Source organism: Desulfobacter curvatus DSM 3379 (genome assembly GCF_000373985.1).
Classification (GTDB): domain Bacteria; phylum Desulfobacterota; class Desulfobacteria; order Desulfobacterales; family Desulfobacteraceae; genus Desulfobacter; species Desulfobacter curvatus.
In genome coordinates this window covers 1-11,787 of record NZ_KB892908.1, presented here as the reverse complement: position 1 = coordinate 11,787, position 11,787 = coordinate 1, and the positions used below count along the sequence as shown (strand labels likewise).

Annotated in this window: 12 protein-coding genes; 4 read left to right on the top strand and 8 right to left on the bottom strand. The window is 43.5% G+C overall.

Going from position 1 to position 11,787, the window contains the following annotated elements:
- Positions 1-250: hypothetical protein (locus tag B147_RS32240; protein WP_026259482.1), on the top strand; the 250-nt coding region annotated here is incomplete at its 5' end.
- Between the two features lie 70 nt (positions 251-320).
- On the opposite strand, the gene B147_RS0102340 is transcribed toward B147_RS32240, so the two are convergent.
- The 7 genes from B147_RS0102340 to B147_RS0102310 all read right to left on the bottom strand — a co-directional run bounded on the left by B147_RS0102340 (position 321) and on the right by B147_RS0102310 (position 8,338).
- The gene (locus B147_RS0102340; RefSeq protein ID WP_157237739.1) at positions 321-1,289 is read right to left on the bottom strand and encodes a glycoside hydrolase family 26 protein; all 969 of its coding nucleotides are present in this window, start codon (positions 1,287-1,289) and stop codon (positions 321-323) included.
- Between the two features lie 94 nt (positions 1,290-1,383).
- A complete protein-coding gene (locus B147_RS0102335) occupies positions 1,384-3,015 on the bottom strand; it encodes a glycosyltransferase family 2 protein (protein ID WP_020585650.1) in 1,632 nt (543 codons plus the stop codon).
- Positions 3,016-3,028: 13 nt separating this feature from the next.
- Positions 3,029-6,208 carry a tetratricopeptide repeat protein gene (locus B147_RS0102330; protein ID WP_020585649.1) on the bottom strand — a complete coding sequence of 1,060 codons (3,180 nt, stop codon included), beginning with the start codon at positions 6,206-6,208 and terminating at the stop codon, positions 3,029-3,031.
- Entirely contained in the window at positions 6,192-6,839 is a 648-nt protein-coding gene (locus B147_RS0102325; RefSeq protein WP_020585648.1) for a tetratricopeptide repeat protein, read from the bottom strand. The genes B147_RS0102330 and B147_RS0102325 overlap by 17 nt, the downstream gene beginning before the upstream one ends.
- Positions 6,836-7,492, bottom strand: a complete 657-nt coding sequence (locus B147_RS0102320) for a tetratricopeptide repeat protein (RefSeq protein WP_169400695.1) — start codon at positions 7,490-7,492, stop codon at positions 6,836-6,838. Before B147_RS0102320 ends, B147_RS0102325 begins: the two co-directional genes overlap by 4 nt.
- A 73-nt stretch (positions 7,493-7,565) precedes the next feature.
- Complete coding sequence (locus B147_RS0102315; RefSeq protein ID WP_020585646.1) at positions 7,566-8,003, bottom strand: ATP-binding protein; 438 nt, start codon at positions 8,001-8,003, stop codon at positions 7,566-7,568.
- Positions 8,003-8,338, bottom strand: a complete 336-nt coding sequence (locus tag B147_RS0102310; protein ID WP_020585645.1) for an STAS domain-containing protein — start codon at positions 8,336-8,338, stop codon at positions 8,003-8,005. Before B147_RS0102310 ends, B147_RS0102315 begins: the two co-directional genes overlap by 1 nt.
- Before the next feature lie 135 nt (positions 8,339-8,473).
- On the opposite strand from B147_RS0102310, the gene B147_RS0102305 reads away from it, so the two are divergent.
- Genes B147_RS0102305 through B147_RS0102295 form a run of 3 tightly spaced genes read left to right on the top strand, consistent with a single transcriptional unit; the run spans position 8,474 to position 11,153 of the window.
- Positions 8,474-9,358, top strand: coding sequence for an oxygen-binding di-iron domain-containing protein (locus tag B147_RS0102305; protein ID WP_020585644.1), 885 nt, complete (start codon positions 8,474-8,476; stop codon positions 9,356-9,358).
- Positions 9,348-10,343, top strand: coding sequence for a PP2C family protein-serine/threonine phosphatase (locus B147_RS27160; RefSeq protein WP_020585643.1), 996 nt, complete (start codon positions 9,348-9,350; stop codon positions 10,341-10,343). Before B147_RS0102305 ends, B147_RS27160 begins: the two co-directional genes overlap by 11 nt.
- Before the next feature lie 3 nt (positions 10,344-10,346).
- Entirely contained in the window at positions 10,347-11,153 is an 807-nt protein-coding gene (locus B147_RS0102295; RefSeq protein WP_020585642.1) for a PilZ domain-containing protein, read from the top strand.
- Positions 11,154-11,158: 5 nt separating this feature from the next.
- Here the strand turns inward: B147_RS0102295 and B147_RS0102290 are convergent, their stop codons facing one another.
- Positions 11,159-11,545, bottom strand: coding sequence for a diguanylate cyclase domain-containing protein (locus B147_RS0102290; protein ID WP_033396737.1), 387 nt, complete (start codon positions 11,543-11,545; stop codon positions 11,159-11,161).
- Between the last annotated feature and the right edge of the window lie 242 nt (positions 11,546-11,787).

Genomic DNA, 11,787 nt, shown 5'->3' with positions numbered 1-11,787 from the left:
GAATTTTGGTTGCATCGCTACAGGTACCCTCCAAATACTAGCACTGAACTACAATGAAACGATCTGGCAACGGTATATGGGATGGCTTAGGACCGTGACTTCAAACGTCCCATCAGAAGAGGTGGTTCAATCGGTGATCCAACAAGAATATTACCATAATTTTAGCGCTTTCAGTACTGACGCGATTTATGGCATAATTACGGCAAAGGCCCGCAGGCACCATGAATGTCAGCTTCCACTGGTTGCCTGATTGCTACAAAACTTCAGACTGTCAAGCTCGTTATTCTGAACGGTATATGTTTACTATGATCCGTCTACCCTTATTCGTGAGCCTGCTTGATCCAAAACAGGCCTGGCGAAGTAGACCTTTTAACTATCTGGGTATAAGAAAGATTGCCCGAGCTGTTTATTCGCCAGTCAATTTCCTTTCGGACCTGGAACCATACGACCCCCTGGAACTTCCATTTGTTCAGCGTATGGAATGCTTCGGCAATCCATTTGCTTTTTTCTCCCCCCATATCTGCGCATGCGGTTTCAAAAACAAAAAGGGGTTTTTGGGGTGCTCTGGCATTCAGTTCCCTGTATATCGAAAAAAAAATCTCTTCAAATGTTTTCCATGAACTTTTCCAGCCGTGTTTTTCCAAAGTTTGGGTCGTCCCCCAGTTGTATCCGTCCATGCCCAGAATATCCACGTAATCGTCTCCAGGGTAATAGGCAAAGGGCTTATTCCATCCGGATGTGGGATCATAAGTCATATTTGGAACCGATTCCGCATTGGGGCAAAATGCCCAGAGCACCTGGTCTGCACCTTGACCACGGAACAGATTAACGACATAACGAAATATTTGCTGATAAATCTGGGGACTTTTGGGACCAAACTCTTTTTGGGAGGTCCCCCAATGATATCTTTGAAGGTTCATCTCATGGGCAAAGCGGATAATGAAAGGCTGGTTAAAGGCTTTGGCCTGATGGGCAAAATCATTTAAATACAAGTCATATCCGCCCTTCAGAATCTTTTGGAAAGGAACCATTTTTTCAACACCATCCTCATAGTACATGGGTTCCCAGGTGATACAGGGAACAGCACCTCGCTGCAATATTGTATTCAGACTTGTTACGGGAAAACCGCCTGCTTTGGACTGGGCCGGCCATTGTAAAAAGAAAACCACCATGGCAGGGCAAAGTTTTGTGTCACTTTCAATTTTATCCAGCTGTTTGTCCGTGACCGGGTATCCATCCAGCGCCGTGCCCCAAAGTAACGGCGCAGGGTTTGATGTGGGCGCTGACATTGAGCAGACCACCGTATAAGGTAAAAAAAAAGCCAATATGGTCAGTATAAACAATACCTTTTTAAATCTGTTTTTAATTAAAAAAAAGAAATGGTTACTCATGCTCCTCCGGGTGATTAAAATACAGAACTGTTGTCAGAATGATAAAATGGTAAAAAGACCAGAAAGAGTTAGCAATGATTGCCGCGGCTGGCTCCCGTTCGTAGTAGAGGCGGTTGATCCCCACAATAACGGCGGCAAAGCTTAAAACAGCGGTTAAAAGTTGTGGCCATATATTGGAAAGGGGAAGCGCCCTGCTTTGTCCTTTGGGGGTTATGGCAAATGAACCCCTGACGCCCAGAATTCCAAGCAGTGATGCCTTCATGAATACCGGAAAGCTGATCGCATTTAGCAAAATACCCTGGACAAGATCCTTGAATGTGTACATCCGCTGATGAAGCGTACTGAAAAACATAGTCAGTGAAAGAATGATATATGGCAGGAAAAAAATAATATAAATTTCAGGCTTTGAAAAATAGCTGGGAACTTTAAAAAACAGATATAAAATAGGGCAATAAGCCATTACCAGAAATACCCACCCAACGAAATAATGGGTGCCGGAAAGAAAATATTCCCACCACTTGGCGGGTTTTAAACTGAACGGGTTTTTAATGAACACCCCGGCAATCGTGCGGAACAATCCGACTGTGCCCAGGGCCCAGCGGAACTGCTGCCTGAAATAACCGCCTAAATCCTCCGGTCCCATGCCAAAGGCACAAACCTTGTTTAGATATGCGGACTTCCATGCCTTGGTATGAAATTTAAGGGATGTAGCAAAATCTTCGGTAACGGAAGATTCATCAAAGCCCCCCACATCAGCCAGAGCTTTTGTCCTGAAAATTACATTGGTGCCACAGCAGAACATGGCGTCCTGACTGCTCTTACCTTCGCAGATATATTCATAGAACACGGCCTGCTGCAGCCCGGAGGCCCTGGCTACCCGATTGAATTCAAAGTTTGAGTAATATTGCGGTGTTTGCACGAAGGCCAGTTGTGAATCCCTCTCCATCATGGCAACAAGGGGTTCGACAAAGTCCGGAAAAGGGTTCATGTCCGCATCAAAAACAATAATGTATTTTTCCTTTTCATCGCGTTTTTTTTCCTCAAACGGAAAAAATTGAAAATCTTCCCGTTGATTGCCTTCTACAAACTCAAGGAAATCATTTATCATTCCTGCTTTGGCGCCATGCCACCTGCGCCTGAAAAGATTGACACCAATATTTTGACATAAAACCTCCACATCTTTCTTGTAGGCTTCCATCTTTTCGGGGGTATCCCACGCCGTGTCATAACGGGTATCGTCAAGAAAATAGAGGTGCTTGTTGGGGTAAGTCAGATTGTAAAAGCATGTGATCGTATCCTCAACCACTTCCAAAGGCTCTTTATACGAGGCAACCACAATCGCCACCGGGGGATAACCACGAAGAACCGCTGGTTTCACCTCAACAGGTTTGGCTGGTTTAGTATTCAAGATGACATTCAGAACATTTAAAAAATATCCTAGGCTGTGAATCAGCACAAAAGTTTCAGCGCAAAGCAGACAAAACGCAACGATTTTTTCAAACCAGAGATAGGGTTCGATAAGAAAAAGAACCGTCCGCGCGATCAGATACAAAAAAACCGCCAGCATGGTCAAAATCAATGCCAGCCCCATGAGCGCGGTTTTAGAAATGGAAAAAACGTTCATGGCGTTCCTGTGTTTAAAATTGATATCGGACAGCTGCCTGGAAACGATTGGCGTCCCACTCCCCGGAGCGGTGGACCAGGCCTTCTATATTTACCATCCAATGCGGGTTAAATTCCAGATGCCATTTAAGGCTTAATTCTACGGACGGATTTTGATCTGAATTCTGCTCCAAAGAGACGGCAATTTCATAAAAGTGGCGCTGACTTCCGCAAAAAAACAATGTTGAAAGATCATGATACCATTCAAACGATATCCCCCCTTCCAAATACTCATCAGGCGTCCAGTAGGGATGTATGATATTAATGAGATCATCCCCTTGATATTGGTAAATATTAGTTTCCCGGGTATCGCGGTATTCAGCCTTTAACGTTGTTTTAAATATTTTGGGGTGATCCGTGAAAGCGTATCCAACGGACAATTCCCCTTTTTTTTCATAATTGCCGTCGCTATAGGAAAGGTATTGACCTTTTGCGCCAATATCCAACTGCCTGGCCGGATTGGATGTTACACCAAACCACCAGGCATCCGCCTGTGTTTCTTGCTGAATCGCAAAATCATTATCAAACAGATCCAACCGGTCAAAGCCCAGGCCGATTTTTAAATAATCTTTCAGGTTTAACCATAAATGAGCATTGCCGCTGTCCGTGCCGCCAAACTTTTCACCATCACCGTATTTTTTTGTCCATCGAAGCATGCCTTGAATTTCCGGGGTAATAACACCGGACAGTTCAAATGTGTGGCCTTTTAATTCATAGGTATCATGGTAACCCAAGGGGGATTCCTGCCACCGGTGCCCCATGATACGAAAATGATAACGGCATAAGAATGGAATGTCCAACCCAAGATCATACCGCTGATGCTTTATTTGGGAAAGTTCACCCCGCCCTTGCTCTCTGGAATAGTAATAATCTGTGCGGACCGACGGATTGCGCCGGATCTTGTTTCCCTCAAGTGCTGTCCGGGCTATGCTGTGCAAGGGATCAAGGTCAAGCAAAGTCTGGTAGGACAAAGCCTCCTGGTCGCACAACCCAAGCGAGCAATCCACTTGCGCCTGATCAAAAAGCGCTTCCTGGTTGCCGGGTTGATGGGCCACCAGTTCCGACAACGTGTTCCGGGCGGATAAAAACCGCAAATGATACGCATGGTATTTTGCTTTTCGCTCTAAAAAGGCTGTTTTTTGAATTCGATAGGCCGGCAATAGTTGAATACGGATTTCTTCCAGTCTCTGGTTAAGATGTGAAGCCCTGTTCAGCGGTAACAATGGCGTTTGAAAAAAAAGCTCATACCCCTCATAGACCGAATCTTTCTGAACCATTTCCCTTAATCGTTCAAGCCGGTTCTTAACAACGGTATTATTTAAAACCATTGATAATTCATTCAGGTTTGAAAGAAGCATTTGGTCCACCGGTGGATTATACAGTTTCGCATAAGTTTCAAAGGCGCTGTCCATATTCTTTGCCCAGCATTTTGTACGCGCCTGTTCAATCCGTACAACCGGGTGTTGAGGTTGTAGCGACAAAAGAGAGTCATATGTTTCAACCGCATCCTCATATGCCCTTGACCATGCCTGTACACGCGCAAGTCCAAGGTTGATTTTGTAGTTTTCCGGGAATTGGATGTTCAGCTCTTTAAATAATTTCACGGCTTGTTCATATTGTTTGTCAATACCGGATAGTTCGGCCAGTTCCAGTTTAGCGGGGAAAATTTCCGGATCTTTTTTTAATGCGGTCTCATAGCAGAAAACAGCCTGGGAATTTAGGCCATGAACAGCAAATAAGCGGGCCCATTGCACTAACCCCATGGGGGGCTCCAATGCCGGATCAAACAGTTTTTCCATAAACGCTTTTGATGCGATGTCCAAACCATCATTACTAAAATGATAATAAAACTTAGCCTCTATATGTTCGGGATTCAGGGCGTGTGCCTGCTGAAAAGCTGCCTTGGCTTTTTCCTGAGCATTCAGCTTGAGAGCCGTCTTTCCCAACCCGATAGCTGCCTTTATTTTTTCCGGCATCTTTACAGCCGGCATTTGGTTGGCGCAGATCTCATAGGCATCATAAGCCTTGCCATATTGTTTCAAATGGTAAAGGGTTTCCGCTTTCAAGAAGCAGGCTTGGTGATACCATGCCGCAATACCGCTGTTTTCTGTTTGATCATCATTAGTTTCAGCTTTTAAAATCCATACGTCATTGATGTGAACCATGCCTGGTTGCCTGAAAAACTGGTCAAGCAAGTCCCGGGCTTCCGGAAACGATTTTTCTTTTAGCTTTAACCGTGCAAGCGCCAGGAGCAGTTTTTCCCTGGGAAACCCTTTATAAATTAGAATTCGATAGAGACCTTCGGCTTCTTCATAACGTTGTGTACTAGACAGGAGTTCTGCCAGCTTCAACTGGACGGTAAAATCATCGGGACGGCTGTCCAAATAATTCCGGTAAATTTTTTCAATTTTGTAAAAATCCCCCCACATGTTCATAAGGTCAGCAAACTTCAGGTTTAGTTCCGGTTGCTTGCCCATCATTGAGATTGCTTTTAAAAAGAGGTTACGGCATTTCACGGCATGGCCTGCATTGGCTTGTACATAGGCGGCTTCGATTAAATAATCAGGATCATGGGAAAGGTGATCATCACCGGACATCAAAGCTTGATAAATTTCTATGGCTTGTTCATATTGTCCGCTTGCGGAATACGCACGGCCAAGCTGAAGCATTAACTGAGGTGAATTTTTTTTTCGTACACCCGGGCTTTTGAGCAAAAGAATCGCATCATTATAGCGTTTGCTCCCAAGATAGGCATTGGTAATTCCTTTCAGGGCGTCAGGGTGGTCAGGGTGTTTGCCAAGGATAATTTGAAATTGAGCAATGGCCTTGGCATGTTGTTTACAACGCAGCAGAACCTGGCCGTACTCCAGGCGGACGTCAAGGTTTTGGCCCTGTTGTGTTAACAATTTTTTGTATTGCAAAAGTGCCTCATTTAAACCTTGCTTTTTATATGATAAAAGCCGGGCCAGTGCCAACCGCGCATCAAAATCGGATATTTGATCCGGCCTGGGTATAATGGTCGCCCCTGCCAAAACACACTGGGGGAAAAATGCAATGCAGCCGGCCACCAGGGCAATAATGATACAAGCGGTTGCCCAAGAAATTTTCGTGTGCCGGAATGATAAAATATGGACGCAATCATTCCGGCAGGGCATCTTGCAGCTCCTTTATGGCTTGGTCCTGTTTGCCGGCCCAAATCAGGACAAAAGCGTACTTTTTCTTAATTTCCCGGTCATCCGGCAAAGCCTTGGTCAAGTGCTGGTAATGCGATATGGCCTTATCATAACTTTTCATCCAGCTTAGAAGTTGTGCAAGTTTCAGGCGCGCTTTATGATCGTTGGGATGTGTTTTAAGATAATCCGTAAAAATCGTCTTTGCATCGGCGTAATTCTTCATAGCGATATACAAGTCAGCCATGGCAAGCCGGGCTTGGTCATCCAGCTGCTTTGGGGGAAATGATTCCAGCAGCTTTAACGCTTGTGTATTATTACCGCTCCAGAAATATGCCTTGGCCATCCCGATTTTAGCTTCCATAAGTTCCGGCTTTTCTTTCAACACTCTTTTATAGGCTTGGATTGCCTCCGGATAACGCTTGGCATAAGTCAAAAGCTTGGCCAGCTCCAATCTGGCTTTCCAATCCGGAATATCTTCGATCTGGGCTTGGGTTGTTCCCAGGGGATTTATGGATTTGTCTTGCAGGTCTGTCTTGGACGTTGCCAAATGAAAGGGGAAAAAGCATATACAACTAGAAAGAATTAAACATGTTAAAAGCTTAGTATTTTTCATATGGAATCTCCCAATGCATAATCGTATTCAATAATCGCTTCATTGAAATCCCCTTTCCATGAAAGTACACGGGCCAGGTGTATTCGGGCAAGCCGGTGTCTGGGATGTGCAGCCAGCACGCTGCGAAACAATGAAACGGATTCATCGTAGCGCTTCATCCATCCGAGCATTTCTCCCAGTTCCAATTGAAACGGAACGGATTCCGGTTCCAATTGCAACAGGTTACGATATAATTGTACAGCCGTCAGGAAATTGCCCTGCCGTTTATACAGCACTGCCAAGCGCGCTAACCGGAATTTATCCTTTGGCCATTTGTCCGGACTGGGGCGATAGAGCCGGATGGCCTCATCAACCCGGCCGAATTGTTCATATAGCCCTGCCAATTGAAAAACCAGGGGTTCATTATAAGGGTCGTTTTTTAAAACAGCTTTAAATATGGCAATGGCTTGGTCAAAACGGCGGGTTGAAAGGCAGGCATGGCCTAAATGTATCATTGCCCTGGGACTTTGCAATCCCGATTGAATGGCTGCCTTGTACAAAGGTATGGCGCCTTCAAAATTATCTTTTTCGAAACACTGTTCTGCCTTGCGAAATAATACCCATTCTCCTTGGATCTGATGGTAGCCAAACGTAGCAACCAGCGCCGCGGCCATTAAAAGCAAACCGAAAATAAGATATTGGCGTTTTTTTAGGCTCATAACAGATACAGTTGAATGTTATATCTCATTATGTTTTGAAGTATTTGATCATGGTTAATGTGTTTTTCATATTACCCGGTGTATAGGTAACCTCGTCCATGATGGAATGGATGATAAAAAGCCCCATTTCACCTTCAGGCGCGCTGTTTAAATCTTTGAAATCAAAATGCAACTCTTTTTTTTCTAATAGTTTTGCCGGCAATCCATTGTCGGTTAACCTGAAACAAATGTGATCATCATAAAGCGTCACCTCTATGCGGATATCCTGGTTTTGCCTTGATTGATAGGCATGGGTGATGATATTGGTTGTTGCTTCAATCAGGCACAGCTCTATCTGGCCGGCTGCTATTTCATCGGTAATCACATGGGCTATAATAGACTTGGCCGCCAACCGAACCATTAACAAATTTTCCAGCCGGCTTTTTATTGTAAATAAAATGGTTTTATTTTCTCTGGATTTATCCATCAGGCAATCGCTTTTAACGCTTCATCCAAGGTGCTGAAAAAAGGAAAAATACGGTTCATTTTGGTTAAATCAAATATGCTTTTTGTGGTATCATGGATGTTGCAAATTACAAGGCGCCCTTCTTTATCCATCGCTTTCAAGCTTGCGACCAGGGCGCTTAAACCACTGCTGTCAATAAATTCGACATTGGCAAGGTCCAGTATGATCCGCTGATGGCCATCGCTGATCCAGTCAATCATCCTGCCTTTAAATACTTTAGCCACCAATGCATCAATTTGTTTTTCAAGGGGAATCACCACCAGAACATTACCCATTTCTTTTGAATCGATTTCCATTGTCAATGCCTTTTTGGAGTTGCGAACTGTTCACTTTTGTTTTATTCAATAACATTGAATGGCATGTACTGCAAACCCTTTTACCCATACTTGATTATGAGATTTTTTTCAGCCTTTTAATGAATTGGACAATTAATGAAAAAAGAAAAGACAGAACAGTATGAAAGTGCCATTGAGGTCGCGGATGGAATATATTGGATAGGTTTTTACGATGTGGATTCAGGTTTACACTGCAACCCTTACCTGATTGTTGATCATGATGAAGCTGTCGTTATTGATGGCGGCAGCCGTCCAGACTTTCCAACGGTGATGATGAAAATATTACGCACCGGTGTGGCCTTGCCCGGGATTAAAGCCCTGATCTACCAACATTATGATCCTGATCTTTGCGGCAGCATTCCCAACTTTGAAGCGCTGATCGGCCAGCCGGGCCTGAAAATTATTTCAGATGCAGCCAATCACATGTTCATTCGTCATTACGCTGTAAAATCGCATCTTGTCTCGCTTGAATCCATCGGGCACGAGTATCGCTTTAAATCCGGGCGCGTCCTTCGATTCGTAAATACGCCTTATTCCCATAGCCCCGGAAGTTTTGTCACGTTTGACACCAGAACCAATGTATTGTTTTCAAGCGATTTGTTCGGCAGTTATGGCAGCCAATGGGAACTTTTTTTTAAATTGGACGCCTATTGTATTGAATGCAATACCTTTCCGGTCTGCCCGAATAAAAAAACATACTGTCCCTTGTATAATATTTTAAGGTTCCACCAGCATATAATGACATCTGCCAAAGCCCTGCGCCACTCGCTTAAACAGATATTAAAAATTCCTTTTATGAAAATCCTGCCCCAGCATGGGAGCATTATTTCACAACCCAATGATTTTGTTCTCTTATTCAAATTATTAGGCAATGCGGATGATATCGGCATTGACGCGATTACAACGGAAAAATCCGGACTGAGCCATGAGGATATCCAGATACGTTTCGTTGATAGAGGTGACAATTTTAATGGTAATTGAAAATTTAACCCATGACAGACTGACCGCCCTGGAATTTGCCGGTATTACCCCTGAACCGGTGATTTTAGAACTTTTAAACTCTTGGGCGATGGCCCAGGACAACGATATCAATCTGGATTTATTAAAAAGTTTGATTGTCCGTTATGCGGAGTTGGAAAAAAAAGTTTCCCGTTTGAATCAGGATCTTGCCGAAAAGCAAGCCAACCTGGATGAAAGCTTATCCGCTGCCGCTGAAATTCAAAAGAATTTTTTGCCTAAAAACTTGCCCGATATTAAAGGCATTGAGTTTGCCTGGCACTATAAACCATCAAAATATATCGCGGGTGACATATTTAATTTGTTTCGTTTGGACGAAAACCATCTTGGGGCCTATATGGTGGATGTCAGCGGACATGGTGTTCCTTCGGCCTTGGTTTCGATTTCTGTTTTTCAGCGGTTGCTTCCCCAAAGCGGACTTGTAAAAAAGTCGCAATCCGGTAGTTCATATGAAATAATTACACCCAAAGCGGTTATCAATGCCCTTGATCATGAATATCCCACGGAACGGTTTGATAAATTTTTTACCATCATCTACCTGGTTTTAAACACGAAAACCGGAAATCTGATTTATTGTAATGCAGCCCATCCGCCCCAGATTCTGATCCGGGCCAACGGTGATCTGGATTTATTGGACAAAGGCGGTTCCATTATCGGAATGGAGGGGCTTGTGCCATTTGAGCAGGAAAATAAGATTCTTCGGTCAGGGGATAAACTGCTCCTTTACACGGACGGTTTGATTGAACATAGGGGCAGACAAGGTGAGTTTTTTGGCTTTGACCGGCTCTTGGCTTTGGTTGATGAACTGAAAAAGTTGCCCGTTAAGGAGATGCTGGCAAATCTGTATGATGCATTGATGGCATTTGGCGATGGAAGCCTGCCGGCCGATGACATATCATTAATGGGGATCTGTTATAAATCAGACTGTTTTTCAGGAAATGGAAGATAAAACATGGATAACCGCCGCGAGATCCGCCGCTCAATCGAGTCGATTATATTGCCCTTTCTGGGCACAAGGGAAACTGATCATGAACCCTTTCAATTTTTAATTATCGATATCAGCGAGAACGGATTGAAAATAGCTATCCCCAGATGGCTGGTCGGCAGGGATATATTAAAGCAGGATGAATTGATCAATATGCATATTCCGTTCCGTCTGGGTGCGGCTGAATATAAACATGGACGGGTCATGTGGAAGAAATATTACGATACAGTTCCAGGCGATACCTACGGCATTTCTATGGAAAACAGGATATCACCTTATGATCCGGTCTATATCTCACTGGAAACATTGAAAATAGATATTGATTTTCAGGAATTTGATTCTTTGGAAGATATATCGATTAAACTTCTGAAAGATATGTACCTGTTGAAAAAAGGTATTTTAGTCTACCTGAAACACTTACTGCCGTATTTCACGCGGATAACAGAATATCGCGGTGAAGAATATAAGCAGCTCAAAGATATCTTTTTAGCGGATATTATCAAAAGGGTTGGCCAGAATTATGAAAAGTTGTTTGCTCTGTATGAAGAGACAAGAAAAGCATCCTGTTCCCTGGATAAGATCTCAAAGTCTATCGACCTTGAAGAACTCAGAGAGCTGGTCGAATCCGAAATCAATATTGAAATACTGAAAACCACATTTAAATCCGAATCCATCTTGCCATATCTCAACGCAATAAAGCTTCTCGAACAAAAACAATATGCTGATTACAATATGATTGTTATGCTGTATATGAAGGAACTGGAATACACATAATCATTCTATCCACCTATAACACAGTTATTTTTTCCCTTTGATTTGGCCTTGTACATCGCACTGTCTGCCTTCTTAACAAGAGCGTCCAATGCAACCTCATGATCGGGGAAAATGGCTGCGCCAACACTGGCTCCTATCTGGGCAATCCCTGACTTAAGCTGGAATGGCTGCCCCATGGCTGACACAACTTTTTCTCCTACGAGCTTGGCATCTTCAGGTGTCTTAATTTCAGATAAAATTATGGCGAACTCGTCTCCTCCTAAACGTCCCACAGTGTCCTCTTTGCGTAAATTTTTTTTCAGTGCCGAACCGACACTTGACAAAAGCTCGTCCCCGGCATCGTGCCCCATGGTATCATTTATCTTTTTGAAACCATCCAAATCGACGTACAACAATCGGCTACCGATTTAAGCCGGGACACTTTTTGTAACAGGTCATTCTTTTTTGATTAAAAACTGGACATTTGATTCCGTCTATTAAATAGAACTCTCACAGATATTAAAATAATAAGCTAATTGTGGAGTTCTGATATTTCATTACGATTACGAAGTCAAAAAGTTGTTTCTTTTTTCGAGTGCAGTCCGGTCAAAGTTTCTCTAAGAAAACTTGCTAAATGTGTAAAGATATCAAAGAG